The organism is Pseudomonas sp. NPDC087626, from assembly GCF_044743405.1.
GTDB lineage: Bacteria > Pseudomonadota > Gammaproteobacteria > Pseudomonadales > Pseudomonadaceae > Aquipseudomonas.
Genome location: NZ_JBIUWJ010000049.1, coordinates 18,248 through 34,204, shown reverse-complemented (window position 1 = coordinate 34,204; position 15,957 = coordinate 18,248). Strand labels below are relative to the sequence as shown.

Genomic DNA, 15,957 nt, shown 5'->3' with positions numbered 1-15,957 from the left:
GACGCCGGATAGATGAAAGCAAGCCAAACACGACATCAAAAACAGTATTGCAGAAAAGGGGGTAACCATAGATGTGGGAGCGGGCTTGCCCGCGATAGCGATGGGTCAGGCACTATAGATGTCGAATGAACCGGCTCCATCGCTAGCAGGCTCCCACAGCGTGCTATGGAGACACGCAGATTCTGCAGGTCATTTCAGCGCCGGGTCTCCCGGGTTGAGCTTCTTCCAGCCTTGCAACAAGACCTGGGCCTTGGGTTCCTGGCCGTTGTCCAGGTAGTACTGGATCAGTGACAACCGGGCGTTGCGGTTGGCCGGTTGTTGTTTGATCAGTTGCTCCAGTTGCGCGCAGGCTTCGTCGATCTTGCCACCGTCGTACAAGGCCACGGCCAGCACATAGCCGTACTGTGCGTTCAGCGGCTCCAGGCGAGCGGCATTGCGCAAGGCTGACATGGCTTGCGCGGTGTTGCCGGCTCGGATCAGGGCCAGGCCCTGGGTGTGCTGGAGCAGCGCCGAGTCCGGATGCGCCTTGAGGCCTTGGGCCAACAGTGCCTGGGCTTCCTGCGCCCGACCACGCGATTCCAGCCATTGCACCAGGGTCACCAGCGCCGGGAAGAAATCGCCGTCGCGCTGGATCGCCGCACGTAACATCGGCTCGACTTCGGCAGTCCGTCCACTGGCCTGATAGAGCATGGCCAGATTGAGGTTGGCTTCGGCGCGTTCGAGCAGGCTCAACTGGACCTTTTCGTACTCGTCGATGGCGGCCTTCCAGCGCGGCTGGGCGGCCCCCAACTGGTTGCCGGCCGCCAGCAGGTCACGGGCGGCGGCGATGCGCACGGCCTTGACCGGGTCACTGAGCAGTGGCGTATACAGCGGCACGCGCTCAGGGGCCGGAAGGAAACCGCTGACCGCACGTATCGCGCTTTCACGCACCTGTGGATCGCTGTTGCCCAGGTCTTTGGTCGCCAGCTTCAGCGCCTGTTCGCTTGGGTACAGCACCAGTTCGGCCAACAGGGTGGCGCGCTGGATGGCGGGCAGATTGCTGCGCTGCAATTGCTCGTACAGCGCTTGGGCGGCGCCCGGCTGGCCGTTGCGGATCAGCCACAGGCTTTCGTCATAGCGCGCAGCCTGGGCCGCCGGGTTGGCGTTCCACAGTTTGAATTGCTCTGTGACCTTGTCCCCGGCCTTGCCCTGATGGCAGGTCAGGCAGGCATCCGGGGTGCCGAGCTTTTTCGCGCGCTCGGGATTGGGGATGCTGAAGCTGTGGTCATGGCGAAAGTCGTTGCCCATGTAGAACTTGCCCGGCATGTGGCAATCCACGCACTGCGAGCCTGGCTGGCCTGCGGCATGGCGATGGTGTTCGGGCGAGTCATAGTTCTTGGCTTGCAGGCCCTTGCCGTCGACGCCTGGGAGCGTGGTCTTGCCGGCCGTGTTGTGGCATTGCAGGCAGACGCCATTGCCCGGCGCCTTGAGCTCGTTGCTGTGGGGGTTGTGGCAGTTGCTGCAGCGCACCCCCTTGTCGTACATCTTGCTCTGCAGGAACGAGCCGTGTTCGAACACTTCATCCTTGATCTTGCCATCCAGCGCGTACAGTTCGCGGGTCAGTACGCTGGGCAGGTAGTCGTCCATCAACCGTTTGCCGACGGTGAAGCCATCGCCCAGGGGCGCACGCCGGGAGTGACAGCGGGCGCAGGTCTCGATCTCGGTGGTGGCGTTCTTGTCCTTGAGGTCGACGGCAAAGCCTGCGTGGATCAGGTCGCCCTTTTTCGCCGCCCATTCAAGGTGATTGGAGGCCGGGCCGTGGCACGCCTGGCATCCGACCCCCAGGCTGTTCCACTGGCTGGCAAAGGAATTGCTCGCGGCGTTGAAATTGCGTTGGTACCCGGTGGTGTGGCACTCCACGCACATAAAGTTGGCGTTCTGGCTGGGTTTACTCCAGTGCAGCGGATTCTTGAAGCTCACGCCCTGGCCCGGATACAGGTGAAACCAGCGGTTCTTTTCGGTATCCCAGGCCACGCCCAAGGCTTGCAGGCGGCCTTCACCGACTTCGATCAGGTACTGCTGCAGCGGCGCGATACCGAAGGTGTAGGCCACCTTGAAGTCGGCGTTCTTGCCGTCGGCGCCCGGGGTATTGACCCAGAAGCCAGCGTCCTTGCGAAAGAACCGGGTCGTCTCGTTCTCGCCCTTGAAGGTGCTGTCCTTGAAGTTGGCCTGCACGGTCTGCTCGTCGGCGACCTGCATCGCCAGTTGGTGATGGGAGCCTTGCCAGTCCTTGACCTGCTCGGTGTGGCAAGCCTGGCATTGTTGCTCGTCGACCATGCGGGCCGGCGGCAGAGGGGCCGCGACCGGGGTGGGCGGGGTCACGGCTACGCTCGGCGCTACATAGGGCGCTGGCGTCGGTTTGCTGGCGAACAGGAACCAGCCGAGGCCCGCCATGACCAGCAGCAACAGGCCGGCAGTGACGGGAAACAGGTAGCGGGAAATCAGGGTCGGTGGCGAATCAGGGTCAGGTGTAATCGAATTTTTCTTATGCTTGGGCATTACGACTTCCGTAGTCCAGAGGCGCTGGCCATAAAGGCAGGCTTTTTGTGCTGCCGTGCAGCTTTGCTGCATAGGGTCAGTCTGTCAAATGACGCTTGTGATCGATCCTACAGTTGTTTGTGAATTTTCAGAGCCTGTCACAGCAATCGTCTTAACTTTTGGCTATACCTGTAAGTCCGTTTGACAGTACCGTTGTCGTCCTTTTGACAGGAGTTACCGAATGAAGCTTGCCCTCATGATGAGTACGCTGTGCATTGCCTCCCTTGGGGTAGTGGGCTGTTCCAGCACGATCACCAAGCCGGAAGACTACTCCGGGTTTCTCAAGGACTACAGCCAGCTCAAGGAGGCCAAGTCGCCGTCGGGCGTAGACGTGCTGCGTTGGGTCGACCCCAAGCTCGATATCAATAAGTACACCAGTTTCTATGTCGAACCCACCCAGTTCTATCCGCAGCCCAAGCCGACGGTGAAAATCCCGCAAAGCACGCTGTCAGGCATTACCAGCTACTACGACCAGGCGCTCAAGCGCGAGCTGGGTAAAAACCTGCCATTGGCCAACGGCCCGGGCCCGGGTGTGGTGGTGGTACGTGCGGCGATCACCGCCGTCAGCAGCCAGACCGAAGGCCTGAAAGCCTACGAGGTGATCCCGATTGCCCTGGTGGCAGCGGCGGTCAGCACCGCGACCGGTATTCGCGATCAGGAAACCGACCTGGCCACCGAAGCGGTATTCCTCGACGGCAGCACCAACAAGGTGATCGCCCAGGTAGTTCGCAAGGGCACCGGCAGACCGCTGGAAAACGACTCGCAAGTGATGACCGCCAACGACGTGAAGAACGTGGTCGATGGCTGGGCCCACGACCTGGGCCAGTCGTACATCAAACTCAAGGCCAAGTAAGCGCCTGGATGGGAGCGGGCCGACTCGGGATGGTGGGGTGTCAAGGCCATAAATGTTGGCTGTGCCGGCCCCATCGCGGGCAAGCCCGCTCCCACAGTGGTTCTGGGGTGCTCGCGGACTTTGCATGCGCCACAGCCAACTTGTGGGAGCCGGCGCCCGCTTGCGGCCTGCCAGCGATAGCGGTGGGTCAGGCACCATCGATATTGAATGTTCTGGCCCCATCGCCAGCAGGCTATCCCACAGGGGATATCCCACAGAGATATCGCCGTCAGGAAAAGCAGGCCGGCCGCTAGGCCGCCTCGCCCGCCCTTACCACTCAGGCCGACTGTCAGGTCGCCGTGCTCTTGCTTTTGATCTTGATCCACCCGCCCCATTGGAAGGCTGAGCGAAGGTGTCCATCTGGGGGGAGGCGCGTAGCGCCGTGCGGCGAAGCCGCATACATCGAGAGGAGGTGCAGCGCAGCAAACCGGAGGCGATGCCCCCGGATGGATACCGTAGCGAAGGTACCCCGAGCCTAAGCGAGGGGCCGTACGTCAGGGGTAAGAGCCCTTGGTTACTTGGGGCTTTTCCAAGTGACCCGCCGTAAGGGCGGAACCATTAGCCGCCATTACCCAAGCAACGGATATACCTCCATATCACTGGCCGACAAACCAACGCAAATACGGGTTGGCGGCATCCCCTTGCATCACCTCACGAATATCCCTGGCCCAGGCTTCACGATCGCCATCGTAGGCGTGCAGGCTGGCGCGGTAGAACTGCATCAGGCGCTGCTGGTGGGCATTCATGCGCTCGATGAACGTGGCGTCGGCATTGAGCAGTTCCGGCGGGCGCCGCAGGTCGAGCAAGGCGGGGAGTACCCGGCTGATTTCCTTGGCACGCACCCACGGTGCGTACTCGATGCGCGGCTGGTCGTCGGTGACGGGCAGGGCCTGGCCGGCGAACTGCTGCAGGCCCTGGCGATCAGTGACCCAGGTGGCCAACAGCGCCGCGGCCGAACTCACCCCGACATCCTGCAAGGTGCTGCGCACGGTTGCCTGGGCATAGCGTTGGGTGATCCGCGCCGCATCCAGCTCGATGGGGTCGAGCGAGCCCACCAGGAGCATTTCATGGAACTCGCTGGTCCACACGTTGGCGTAAGGAAACACGTCGAGGAAGCTCTGTACCAACGCCCGCGAGTCGTCGATGTTCTGGGTTGGCAATGGCAGCCACTGGGCCACCAGGCCGTTCTTTTCCAGGCGGCTGGCAGCCAGTTGATAGAAGTCCCGCGAGTACAGGTTGACCACGCCGGCCGCAGAGGGCGGTGGCGGCTCCAGGGTGATCAGGTCATAGGTCTGTTCGCTGCGCAGCAGTTCCTGGCGACCGTCGCGCAGGCGCACCTGCAGCGCCGGGTCGGCGGCGGCGTTGAAGTTGCCTTTGAACAACGGCGCGGCCTTGACCACCGATGGCAGCAGCTCGGCGACCACCCGCCGTTCCAGGCCCGGGTACTGCAGCAAGGCGCCGGCGGTGATGCCGGTGCCAAAGCCGATGACCAGGGCCGAACGTGGCTCGCCCTTGTGGATCAGCAGCGGCAGCAGGGCCTGGATCCGCATGTAGCGCAGCGACGGCATGGCATCGCCGGTGTTCGATACGCCTTGAATGTACAGGCGCTGGAACGCGCGCTGGCCCTTGCCCTGGGTGACCACGGCGACGGTACCGCCACGACCTTCCTCATAGAACACCAATTCGCCGTTGCGCGCTCCTGGCAGCAGGCTCGCAAGCTTGTCCACCGGGGTCAGCAGCGCGACCCCCAGCGCCAGCACTCCGACAGCCACCACGCCCTGGCGGGTGCCTTTGTGTACTGCGCTGCCACGGCTGACAGCCAGGTAACCGACGGCCGCAGCGACCAGTGCCAGCAGGCCCAGGGTGCGCACCAGACCGAGCAGCGGTATCAGCACAAAACCGCAGAGCATCACCCCGACGATGCCGCCCAGGGTATTGAACGCCACCACAGCACCGACATCCCGGCCCACCCGGTCCTGGCCCACGCACAGGCGCAAGGCCAGGGGGAACGCGGCACCCAGGAGCAAGGTCGGGAGGAATACGATACTCAGGGCCGCCACGGCAAAACGGCTACTCATGGCCACCAACTCACTGGCGCCCAGGGCCAGCACCGCTGATTCGGCCTGGGTTTGCGCCAGCACCAGCCAACGTCCCAGCAGGGCTACTTCGAGCAGTGCCAACAGCCCCGCACCGGCAATCAACAAGCCGAACAGGCCCCATGGATCGCGTACCCGCGCCACGCGCCGGGCCATCCACACGCTGCCCAGGAACAACCCGCACAGGTAGGTCGCCAGGACCACGGCGAAGGCATAGGTGCGGGTACTCATGAATTGCACGATCGCTTGCGACCAGACCACCTCGTAGCCCAGCGCCACGCCACCGGCGATCGAGTACAGCCACAGTGCCAGGCGCGCGGGTGCGGCCTGGGGTGGGCGTTCCACGGGCGCCGCGATGGCCGTCAGCGGTTGGCGTTGAAACCACAACAGCGCGCCGGCGGCGGCCAGCAGGTTGAGCATGGCCGCGGCAATGGCGCTGCCGCGCACGCCGAGGGCCGCGATCAGGACGAAGGCGGTCAGCAGGGTCCCGACGATGGCCCCGGCGGTATTCGCTGCATACAACTGGCCGCCGGCCTTGCCCAGTTGCTGTGGGTCGGCGGCCAGCGCGCGCACCAGCACCGGCAGGGTGCCGCCCATCAACACGGCGGGAATCCCCACCAGGGCAAACGGCAGCACCCAGGCTGCCAGGCCGATGTGCTCGGCCAGCCAACTGAATGGGCTGGCCGCCAGGCTCATGCCCACCGTGGCACCGACACCCAGCAGCGCCACCAGCACCTCCAGCCCGGCGTACAGCAGCACCGGCCGTTGCAGGCGGTCGGCCAGGCGCCCGAAGAGCCAGCCGCCCAGGGCCAGGCCGGCGAAAAATGCGCTGATGCCGGTGGTGATGGCGTAGACCTCGACCCCGACCACCAGCGACAACTGCTTGATCCACAGCACCTGGTACACCAGCGCGGCGGCGCCCGAGACCAGTAACAGCAGGGCCGGGATCAACAACGCCGGGGCACTGGCGTGTGGGGCGGGAATGGCCGTCGACTTGCTGGCGACTCGTGAGGACATTGTTGGTTGCCTTGTACAGAACTTGAAAAATGTGGTGGACCCAGAGCACTGGCACCAGGGATGGTGAAGGCCATCGCGAGCAAGCCGCAAGCGGCGCTCGCTCCCACAGGGGGAAAAGAAAAAACGCCGTTCACCGGTGAAGGTGAACGGCGGTGCAGCAGGTATTACTGTGCAGCTTTCATTTTTTCAGCAATTTTTGCATCTACCGCAGCGCGGATCTGGTCGACGCTGAAGCTCGCCGGTTTCTGGCTAGGTGGGTACTCGATGAACGTCTGCAGGAAGTGCGCAGACTTGGTCACCGCCTGGGCTACCAGGTAGACGTTTTTGGTGGTCCAGTCGTAGTACTGATCGGAAACCACGTCAGCACGCTCGTACGGGTCCATGCGCAGGTTGAAGATTTTTGGTACGCGCAGGCACACGAACGGCTCGCTCCAGACCTTGAAGCCGCCGGGTGCACGTTGTTCACAGAACACTGCTTTCCAGTTGCCGAAACGCATCGACACCAGCACGCCGTCGTCGTTGAAGTAGTAGAACTCCTTACGCTCGCCCTTGGGTTGCTGGCCGGTTACGTACGGCAGTTGGTTGAAACCGTCCAGGTGCACCTTGAAGCTGTTGCCACCGGCGACTGGCGCCCAGCCCTTGAGCAGCTTGTCCTTGACCCCGGTATCGCCAGCGGCAGCCAGCAGGGTTGGGAACCAGTCCAGGCCCGAGAACATCTCGTTGGACACTTCGCCAGCCTTGACCTTGCCCGGCCAGCGGATCATCGCTGGTACGCGATAAGCGCCTTCCCAGTTGGAGTTCTTCTCGTTACGGAACGGCGTGGTCGCCGCGTCCGGCCAGGAGAACTGGTTCGGGCCGTTGTCGGTGGTGTAGACGACGATGGTGTTGTCCGCAATTTTCAGATCGTCGAGAGTTTTCAGCAGTTTGCCGACGTCGCCATCGTGCTCGATCATGCCGTCCGCATACTCGTTGCCGGGCATACCGCTCTGGCCCTTCATCGACTCACGCACGTGGGTGAACAAGTGCATGCGGGTGGTGTTCATCCAGACGAAGAACGGCTTGTCCGCCTTGGCCTGTTTCTCGATGAACGCCTGGGCGGCGGCGGTGGTTTCGTCGTCGATGGTTTCCATGCGCTTGGTGGTCAGCGCGCCGGTGTCCTCGATCTTGCCGTCGGCGAAGCTGTGGATCACGCCGCGCGGGGAGTTGGCCTTGACGAACTCGGCATCATCCTTGGGCCAGTAAGGGCGCTCTGGCTCCTCTTCGGCGTTGAGGTGATACAGGTTGCCGAAGAACTCGTCGAAACCGTGGTTGGTCGGCAGGTACTCGTCCTTGTCGCCCAGGTGGTTCTTGCCGAACTGGCCGGTGGCATAACCCTGGGATTTCAGCGCCTGGGCGATGGTGATATCGCGGGCCTGCAGGCCAACGCTGGCGCCCGGGGCACCGACTTTCGACAGGCCGGTACGCAATGGCGTCTGGCCGGTGATGAACGATGAGCGCCCGGCGGTGCAGCTGTTCTCCGCATAGTAGTCGGTGAACATCATGCCTTCTTTGGCAATCCGGTCGATGTTCGGCGTCTTGTAACCCACCACGCCCATGGAATAGGCGCTGATGTTGGTCTGGCCGATGTCATCGCCGAAAATCACCAGAATGTTCGGTTTTTCTGCCGCCATGGCGGTCGCCGAGATGGCCATGACCGAAGTCGCCACCAGGGCAAATTTCGGCAGCCACTTTTGTATGCGAGTCATCTGACTTGCTCCTTGTACTGACTGGAGTCGTGTTGGAGTACGACTAACGTTTACTGCGGTCTTGCTTACATCTTTTACTTCTTTTGCTCAGTTGTGCCGGTGTCGAACGGGTAGATCCGGTTCCATTCGGTGCTCATGTCGACGACACTCCAGCCGCGTTTGTTGGCTTCATCCAGGGCCTTGTCCAGGCGACCGATGTTCGACTGCCGGTCGTAGGCCCATTCACGCTTTGCATCGGTATGGTGCACCAGGCCCATGAACCTTTTACCGGGGCCGGCAGCCGTCCACTGGAGCATTTGCAGGTCACCGTCGGAGTTGCCGAAGGCTAGAATCGGCTGGCGCCCGATGACCTGCTGGATGCTTTCCGGTTTACCCGGGCCATCGTCGTTGTGGGCCAGTTTGGGCAGGCGCAGGATCGAGGCGTCATTGCCATTGAGCTGGAACTGCGTGGCAAAGGTGGTGCCGATCACTTGCTCCGGTGGAATGCCGTAGACCTGCTCGGCGAAGGCGCGCATGAACTCGACTTCACCGCCGGACACGATGTAAGTCTTGAAGTCCTGGCTGCGCAGGTAGTCGAGCATCTCCAGCATCGGCTGGAAAATCATCTCGGTGTAGGGCTTGCCGGTCTTCGGATGGCGGGCCTGGCTCAGCCAGGTCTTGGCGTTATCCATGAAGGCGGCGGTGGTGATCCCGGTATGGGTCGCGCCGATGATCTTCATCAGGCCATCCATGCCGCTGGCGGCCAGGGCCTGGTGGTCGTTCTCGAGGACAGCCTTGAACGGCTGCTCGGTTTTCCATTGCGGATGCTGGGGCGCCATGCGCTTGACTTCCTCCAGGGCGAACAGCACCTGGAAGTACATCGGCTGTTCGCTCCACAGCGTACCGTCGTTGTCGAACACGGCGATGCGCTCGGCCGGCTTGACGTAGTCCTTGGAGCCTTCAGTGGTCACGGCCTGGACAAATTCGATGATGCTTTTTTTCGACGGGCCATCGTTCCAGGATGGCAGCGGCTCGGCCGCCAGTGCCAGGAGCGGCAGGCTCAGGGCCAGGCTCAGCAGGAGCTTGAAGGCGTGACGTTGGCGGGGGGCAGCGTGGTTCGTCATGAAAAGTCCTTATCGTGACCGGGGTTCAAGGGGCGCAAGGCCGAGGAGTGCGTCGCGTTGGCGGTGACAGCCTGATCATGCAGCGTAGCCAAGGATTGCTTGAATTGCGGCAATGCCTGGTTTTCCGCCGGCTGGCGCCCATACCGCCCACGCAACAGCGCCTGCACGTTGTTGCCCAGGCCGCCGATCCCCAGGCCCAGGCGGCTGCGCCGGGCCCAGAGGTACAGCGCGCTCAAATGCGGCGGCTGGCCGTCGAGTTGTTCGGGGATCTGCTTCCAGGCGTAGTCGGCAGAGGCCTGCCAGGCGGCATGGCGTGCGTTGCGACGCTCTTGGAGGGCGCGCCAGGCCCGCAGGCACCAGGGCTGCAACAGGTAGCCGGCGGTGGCCAGTATTGCCAGCAGCGCTACCAGCACCAGCCAGTGCCGCGAGAGGTGGAAGCGGCCCTGTTGCCCCAGTTGCTTGAGGTCCTGGGTAATCGAAAACACCGGCCGATAGCTGGCGTTGGCCGCAGCCTCGAAGGTCACTGCCGGTACTTCGGCGCTACGTGCCTGTTGGGTGCTGGCGTCCCACCAGTGCATCTGGATGGCCGGCAGGCTGTAGTGTCCCGGGCGTTGCACCTGATAGGCGACACTGTCGATGCGCTGGCCGCCGCTGATGTGGCCGCGGCCATCGTCGAGGTTGCTGACTTGCGCAGTCTTGGGATAGCGCTTGAGGCCGTCGACCTCGCCCAGGGGCGGCGCTGGCAGGGCCATCGCCAATACACCGTCGGCCTGCAGGGTCAGTTGGCGGGTGAGGGTGTCACCGACCTTGAGTGCCGGCGATGACTGCTTGAGTACCTGGGTCAAACGCACGCCCTGGGCCACCAGCACCGGTTCGCCGGGCTTGAACCCGGGTGGCTGCTGGGCGATGAAGTGCAGGGGTTGGCTTTGCGCGCTCAGTGGCTGGCTGGCCTGGCCGGGCGTGGCCTGTACGGTCAATGCCGGGATGTCGAAGCCCTGGGCCTGGTTCGGGGTGATCAGGTACAGGTAGCGCATGCCGAAGAAGGTTTTACCTTCCAGGGTCTGCGTGGTGTGCTGGGCTTCGCCGTTGGGCGGCATCACCAACGCGCCCGGCAGCTTCAGCTCCGGCAGGGTCGGGGCGCTGGTGAACCAGCTGTCGGTCAGCACATCGACCTGCAATTGCACGACGCCGCCCACCATCACCGCAGCGCCAGGCTGCAGTTGAGCCTGCACCCGCAGTTCGGGTTCGGCCGCCAGCACACGGCCGGTCAACAGGCATAGCAGCAGGGCGCCGCTGGCGGTGAAACACTTCGTGAGTCTGCTGCTCATGGCTTGCCCGCCTGATCCTGGAGGCTGAACTTTTGCTTGAGGAACTTGGCCGGCGAGGTGGTCAGGTTCTGCAGCCACAGCTCATCGGAAGTCGCCTGCTGGGTCTCTAGCGATTTGCTCTGGCCCTTGCCCTTGGGCTTGTCGTATTTGACTTCGTCGGGCTTGACCTCCGGGGTGTTCTGCTGCGCGCTGTCGGTGTCTTTTTCCAGGGCGATGGCCAGCGCCAGGTTGGCCGTGGCCTCGGGGAACTGTGGCTGTAGCTTCAATGCCTGGGTGTAGGCGGCAATCGCCTGGTCGAACTTGAAGCGCCGCACATAGATGTTGCCCAGGTAGAAGTACGCCTGGGGCGTGTCGAGACGGGCGAAACTGGCCAGTGCCAGGTCATAGTCGGCGGCGTTGTAGGCGGCGATTCCCTTCCAGTACGGTTCCTGGAACAACTGGGCGGCAGCGGGAAAGTGTTGGTGCTCGAAGGCCCAGCGGCCTTGCTGGTCGCGGGTGAAAAACGCGTCGGTGAGGGCGTTGGCCTGGCTCTCTGGCGCCTGCAAACCCAAGCCCAGGCCCAGCAGCAGCGCCGCCGCCCAGTTCAGGCTCCAGCCCCGGCGCACGCTGAAAAAGGCCAGCAGCAACAGCGGCCAGCACAACCAGTAGCCGGCGTCTTTCCAGTGCAGTTCACGCTGTTCGGCGCTGGCATTCTGGAAATGTTGCTGGGCATGCAACTCGATCCAGTCCAGGTCGTCGTCGTTGAGGGTCAGGCTGCCCAACGGGGCGTCGGTGGCAGCGGCCAGTTGCTTGAGGGCGGCCTGATCGAAACTGCCCAGGGTCGGACGGCCATTGCTGTCGGTGCGGGGCTGGCCGTTGGTGTCGGTGATGATCCCGCCATCGGTACTGCCCACGGCCAGCACCAGCACCTGCAACTGACTGTTGTCCAGCAGCTTGTCGAGATTGCCCAGTTGGCTGGTGTCGGCGCCGTCGGTGATCAGCAGTAGGGTGCCTGGGGCTTTTTCTGCCACCAGCAAGCGCTTGGCCTGTTCGATCACGCCGGCGACATCCTTGCCCGGTTTGTTCAGCAACTCGCTGCCCAGCGCCTGGATGAAGCTGTCGAGCAGCGCCGGGTCATCGGTCGGTGGGAGCACCAGGTGGGCGCTGCCGGCGTAGGCAATCAGCCCGGTGCGTGCGCCGCTGCGGCGCTGGACCAGGTCATGCAGCTTGTGTTTGGCCGCTTCCAGGCGAGTCGGCTGGACATCGCTGGCGTCCATCGAGGGCGACAGGTCGAGGGCGATGATCAGCGGCGCGCGGTTTTCCAGGAAGTCCGGGCGATCGCGCTCCCAGGTCGGGCCGGCTGCGGCGATGGCACCCAGCACCAAGGTGGCGCAGACCAGATGGACCGGGCGCAGGCGATGGCTGTCCTCGGGGGTGATCAGCAGGTGCGGCAGCAGATGCGGGGCAATGTTGCTGCCCAGGCGCCGCCGCAGGTCGCGGCTGCGGCGCCAGAGCAGCGGCAGCAGGGCGCCGAACAGTGCCAGCAAGAGCCAGAGCGGGCGCAGGAAGTGCAAGTCGCTGAGGTTGATCTCCATCTCAAGCCTCCTGGCGCGATGGGGCACTGCGCAGGCGAGGCCAGAGCAGGGCGAGCAGGTGATAGACGGCCAGCAGCGCGATGGCAGCCCCCAGGGGAATCCAGAACAGGTCGCGCTTGGGCTGGTGACTGAAGTGCTGCACCTGATGGGGGGTGATCTGGTCGAGGGTGCTGTAGACCTGATCCAGGGCTTGGCGGTCTTCGGCGCGGAAGAACCGCCCGCCGGTGGCCGTGGCGATCTGCTGCAGGCCTTGCAGGTTGACCTTGGCTTCGCCGTCGGCGTTGGGGTCGCCGATGCCGATGGTATGAATCACCACGCCCTTGGCCGCCGCCATGCTGGCGGCGTGGTCCGGGGTGATCGCACTGCTGGTGTCATTGCCATCGGTCAGCAGGATCAGGACTTTTTCCTGTTCGTGGGCCTGGTCGAGCATCTTCAAGGCCAGGCCAATGGCATCGCCGATCGCGGTATTGGGCCCGGCCATGCCGATGCCGGTGTCATCGAGCAACAGCGCCAGGCTGGCATGGTCCAGGGTCAGCGGTGCTTGCGGGTAGGCGCCGCTGCCGAACACGATCAGGCCCAGGCGGTCGTCCTTGCGGCGGTCGATGAAGCCGTGGACCACTTCCTTGACGGCTGCCAGGCGATCGATTTTCTGGCCATTGGCATCGCTGTAGTCGGTGGTTTCCATGGACTGGGAAATGTCGATGGCGAGCATCAGGTCGCGCACCGGTTGCTGGCGTTCGATCGGTTTTTCCACCAGCACCGGGCGCGCCACGGCCACCACCAGCAAGGTCCAGACCAGCAGGTTCAGGGCCAGTTGCCAGCGATTGCTACGGCTGCCGGCCTGGCTTGGCGCCTGGCCGACGGCGCGGCTCATGGCGGCGAAAAACGGCACCCGCACGGCACTGCGCGCTTCGCGGTAGTCGGGCAGGAAGCGATAACCCAGCCAGCAGAGCGGGAGCAGTAGCAACAACCAGGGGTAATCAAGCTGCCACATGATGATGCTCCACCCAGTGTTTGCAGGTGCTGAACAGCTGATTTCGCTGTGCTGCCGGCAACGCCAGCAGGACTGTATCCGGGGCGTAGGCCAGGGTTGCCAGTTGCTGGCTGAAATCGGCGGGTAACGGCTGCGCGCTGTGTCGCACCAGAAATGCTTGCCAATCCTCACCGCCCAGAGCCGCAACCTGTGGCCGCGAGCTTGCTCGCGAAGGCGCCCGACTATTCACCCTGGATGTCGACTGAGCGGCCGCTTTCGCGAGCAAGCTCGCTCCCACATTAGTATTTGCATTGCAGTCATTGGAGCCCCGGGAGGGCATCGACAGCGCCACGCGCTTGAGCAGCTCCGGCAATTCGCGCAGGGCGGCCAGTGGATCGCTGCTGCGTTGCAGTTCCGCCAGCCGTGCCAGGGCTTCACGTCGATAGCGGTCCCGGCGCCATAACCAGTAGCGCCAGCCGGCCCACGCCAGCAATCCCACCAGCAGCAGGCCGAGCAGTAGCCACCAACCCCAGGTTTGCGGCAGATAGCTGACCGGCGCTGGCAGGCCCAATTCAGTGAGTTGCTCGATGCTCGGGACGTGCGCAGTCATGGCCGACCTCCGAGCTTGCCCAGTTCGGCGCGCAATTGTTCATGGGCTGCCTGGGCGGTGCTGAACATCATCAAGGGCACCTGGCTGCGGCGCAGCAGGCTGGCGACATCCTTGAGCCGGCCGCTGAGGAAGTCCCCCAGGGGCTGATGGACCTGCCGCTGGGCCACCGCCAGCTCCACCTGCAACTGACCCTGGGTCACCAGCAGGTGGCCGTTTTTTGGCAGATTCAGTGCCAGTGGGTCATAGACCTGCATGGCGATCACATCGTTGTGGGCGCTGAGCTGGCGCATCAGTTGCAGGGTGCGCGGACCGGCGCCGGCAAAGTCACTGATGATGCAGATCAGGTGATCGTGTCCGGCCACGGCCAGGCAGTGCTGCAAGACCTTGTCCAGTTGGTCCTCGCCTTCGCGATCGGGGTTGTGGGCGCTGAGTTCCTGGTTCTGCTGGGCGATGCGATTGCACAGCGCCTCGATCCGTTTGCGGCTGCGCAACGGGCTAATGCTGTCGATCCGCTGATCGTTGAACACCAGGCCGCCGACCCGGTCGCCGGCATTGAAGACCATCCAGGCCGCCAGCGCGCCGAGTTCGGCGGCCAGGGCCGACTTGAAGCTGCGCTGGGAGCCAAAGAACATCGACATGCGCTGGTCGACCAGGATCAGCGCCGGGCGATCACGCTCTTCGGTGAAGGTGCGCACTACCGGTTTGCCGGTCCGCAGGGAGGCGCGCCAGTCCAGGTGCCGCAGGTCATCGCCGGGCTGGTAGCGGCGCAGTTCGTCGAAGTTCAGGCCACGCCCGCGCAGACGCGAGGCGTGGTTGCCCGCCAGGATACTGCCCTGGGGCTGGCGCGCGAGGAAACTCAAGTCGGCGGCCTGGTACTGCAGCGCCATCAATTGCGCCAGCGACACATACACCAGGCCATCCAGTTCCTGAGTGTTCATGGGCATCACCTCAAGCCGGGATCGCGACTTTGTCGAGCAGGCGGTCGAGCACCTGATCGGCCGTCACGCCATCGGCCACGGCGTCGTAGCTCAATTGCAGGCGATGGCGCAGCACCGGATGGACCACGGCGCGCACATTGTCCGGGGTGACGAAGTCCTGTCCTTGCAGCCAGGCATCCGCGCGCGCGCAGCGATCCAGGCCAATGCCGCCGCGCGGGCTGGCGCCGATGGCGATCCAGCGGCCGAGGTCGGCGTCGTAGTCGGCCGGGTGGCGGGTGGCATTGATCAAATCGATCAGGTAGCGATCGATGGCCGGCGCCACACTGACCGCGCTGACTTCACGACGCGCAGCAAAGATCACCTCCTGGCTCAGGGCAAATCCTCCTGGCGCCTCGGTCTTGGCGCCCAGGGCCTGCTCTTCTTCACGCAGCAGGCGCAGGACCTGGCTTTCGTTGTCCGCGCTCGGGTAATCCAGCAGGACCTTCATCAGGAACCGGTCCATCTGCGCTTCGGGCAGCGGGTAGGTGCCTTCCTGTTCGATCGGGTTCTGGGTCGCGACCACGATAAACAACTCAGGCAGCACGTGGCTGTTACCGGCTACGGTGATCTGGCGTTCTTCCATGGCTTCGAGCAGCGCCGCCTGGACCTTGGCCGGAGCCCGGTTGATCTCGTCCGCCAGGATCAGGTTGCCGAACAACGGGCCTGGCTGGAACTGGATCTGGTTCTGCCCGTCGACCTGGTGCAGCACCTCGGCGCCGGTGATGTCGGAGGGCAGCAGGTCAGGGGTGAACTGGATCCGGCTCATCTTCGCATCCAGGTGCTTGGCCAGCGCCTTGACGGTGCGGGTCTTGGCCAGTCCAGGCAAGCTTTCGAGCAGCAGGTGGCCGTTGGCCAAGAGACCGAGCATGATCTGGCGGATGACCTGATCCTGGCCAAGTACCGCTTCGGCAATGCTGGCTTGCAGGGCGTTGATGTCATTAAGCGCTGTCATGGGACGGTCCTTTGCGTAGACGGGTTAAAACATGAACGTTGGCATAACCGGGATAAACGATAGACCCAAGTTTCAACTACCACTAATAAGATCATCCCGGTGAATGGCCAAAG

Annotated in this window: 11 protein-coding genes; 1 reads left to right on the top strand and 10 read right to left on the bottom strand. The window is 63.7% G+C overall.

What is annotated here, in order from left to right:
- Positions 1-189 precede the first annotated feature (189 nt).
- Positions 190-2,538, bottom strand: a complete 2,349-nt coding sequence (locus ACIOVD_RS26685) for a tetratricopeptide repeat protein (RefSeq protein ID WP_401131138.1) — start codon at positions 2,536-2,538, stop codon at positions 190-192.
- Between the two features lie 220 nt (positions 2,539-2,758).
- Between ACIOVD_RS26685 and ACIOVD_RS26680 the strand changes: the two genes are divergently transcribed.
- Entirely contained in the window at positions 2,759-3,430 is a 672-nt protein-coding gene (locus ACIOVD_RS26680) for a DUF3313 domain-containing protein (protein WP_401131136.1), read from the top strand.
- 635 nt (positions 3,431-4,065) lie between these two features.
- Here the strand turns inward: ACIOVD_RS26680 and ACIOVD_RS26675 are convergent.
- The 9 genes from ACIOVD_RS26675 to ACIOVD_RS26635 form a co-directional block, all read right to left on the bottom strand.
- Positions 4,066-6,582 (bottom strand): fused MFS/spermidine synthase, encoded by a 2,517-nt coding sequence (locus ACIOVD_RS26675; RefSeq protein ID WP_401131134.1) that lies wholly within the window; start codon positions 6,580-6,582, stop codon positions 4,066-4,068.
- Between the two features lie 164 nt (positions 6,583-6,746).
- Complete coding sequence (locus tag ACIOVD_RS26670) at positions 6,747-8,327, bottom strand: arylsulfatase (RefSeq protein ID WP_401131132.1); 1,581 nt, start codon at positions 8,325-8,327, stop codon at positions 6,747-6,749.
- A 74-nt stretch (positions 8,328-8,401) separates the two neighbouring features.
- Positions 8,402-9,430, bottom strand: coding sequence for an HAD family phosphatase (locus ACIOVD_RS26665; protein WP_159995841.1), 1,029 nt, complete (start codon positions 9,428-9,430; stop codon positions 8,402-8,404).
- Positions 9,427-10,758 carry a hypothetical protein gene (locus ACIOVD_RS26660; protein WP_401131130.1) on the bottom strand — a complete coding sequence of 444 codons (1,332 nt, stop codon included), beginning with the start codon at positions 10,756-10,758 and terminating at the stop codon, positions 9,427-9,429. Before ACIOVD_RS26660 ends, ACIOVD_RS26665 begins: the two co-directional genes overlap by 4 nt.
- Complete coding sequence (locus tag ACIOVD_RS26655) at positions 10,755-12,332, bottom strand: VWA domain-containing protein (RefSeq protein ID WP_401131128.1); 1,578 nt, start codon at positions 12,330-12,332, stop codon at positions 10,755-10,757. The genes ACIOVD_RS26660 and ACIOVD_RS26655 overlap by 4 nt, the downstream gene beginning before the upstream one ends.
- Before the next feature lies 1 nt (position 12,333).
- Entirely contained in the window at positions 12,334-13,326 is a 993-nt protein-coding gene (locus tag ACIOVD_RS26650) for a vWA domain-containing protein (protein WP_401131126.1), read from the bottom strand.
- On the bottom strand, positions 13,313-13,915 hold the full coding sequence (locus ACIOVD_RS26645) for a DUF4381 domain-containing protein (protein ID WP_401131124.1): 603 nt from the start codon (positions 13,913-13,915) through the stop codon (positions 13,313-13,315). Before ACIOVD_RS26645 ends, ACIOVD_RS26650 begins: the two co-directional genes overlap by 14 nt.
- The gene (locus ACIOVD_RS26640; protein WP_401131122.1) at positions 13,912-14,853 is read right to left on the bottom strand and encodes a DUF58 domain-containing protein; all 942 of its coding nucleotides are present in this window, start codon (positions 14,851-14,853) and stop codon (positions 13,912-13,914) included. The genes ACIOVD_RS26645 and ACIOVD_RS26640 overlap by 4 nt, the downstream gene beginning before the upstream one ends.
- Positions 14,854-14,863: 10 nt before the next feature.
- The gene (locus ACIOVD_RS26635) at positions 14,864-15,844 is read right to left on the bottom strand and encodes an AAA family ATPase (protein WP_401131120.1); all 981 of its coding nucleotides are present in this window, start codon (positions 15,842-15,844) and stop codon (positions 14,864-14,866) included.
- Positions 15,845-15,957 lie beyond the last annotated feature (113 nt).

What these genes read in the sequence shown, in the direction of transcription:
- ACIOVD_RS26680 (WP_401131136.1), top strand. Translation starts at nt 2,759, where the DNA reads ATGAAGCTTGCCCTCATGATGAGTACGCTGTGCATTGCCTCCCTTGGG.
- ACIOVD_RS26670 (WP_401131132.1), bottom strand. Translation starts at nt 8,327, where the DNA reads ATGACTCGCATACAAAAGTGGCTGCCGAAATTTGCCCTGGTGGCGACT.
- ACIOVD_RS26645 (WP_401131124.1), bottom strand. Translation starts at nt 13,915, where the DNA reads ATGACTGCGCACGTCCCGAGCATCGAGCAACTCACTGAATTGGGCCTG.
- ACIOVD_RS26650 (WP_401131126.1), bottom strand. Translation starts at nt 13,326, where the DNA reads ATGTGGCAGCTTGATTACCCCTGGTTGTTGCTACTGCTCCCGCTCTGC.
- ACIOVD_RS26640 (WP_401131122.1), bottom strand. Translation starts at nt 14,853, where the DNA reads ATGAACACTCAGGAACTGGATGGCCTGGTGTATGTGTCGCTGGCGCAA.
- ACIOVD_RS26635 (WP_401131120.1), bottom strand. Translation starts at nt 15,844, where the DNA reads ATGACAGCGCTTAATGACATCAACGCCCTGCAAGCCAGCATTGCCGAA.
- ACIOVD_RS26665 (WP_159995841.1), bottom strand. Translation starts at nt 9,430, where the DNA reads ATGACGAACCACGCTGCCCCCCGCCAACGTCACGCCTTCAAGCTCCTG.
- ACIOVD_RS26685 (WP_401131138.1), bottom strand. Translation starts at nt 2,538, where the DNA reads ATGCCCAAGCATAAGAAAAATTCGATTACACCTGACCCTGATTCGCCA.
- ACIOVD_RS26660 (WP_401131130.1), bottom strand. Translation starts at nt 10,758, where the DNA reads ATGAGCAGCAGACTCACGAAGTGTTTCACCGCCAGCGGCGCCCTGCTG.
- ACIOVD_RS26655 (WP_401131128.1), bottom strand. Translation starts at nt 12,332, where the DNA reads ATGGAGATCAACCTCAGCGACTTGCACTTCCTGCGCCCGCTCTGGCTC.
- ACIOVD_RS26675 (WP_401131134.1), bottom strand. Translation starts at nt 6,582, where the DNA reads ATGTCCTCACGAGTCGCCAGCAAGTCGACGGCCATTCCCGCCCCACAC.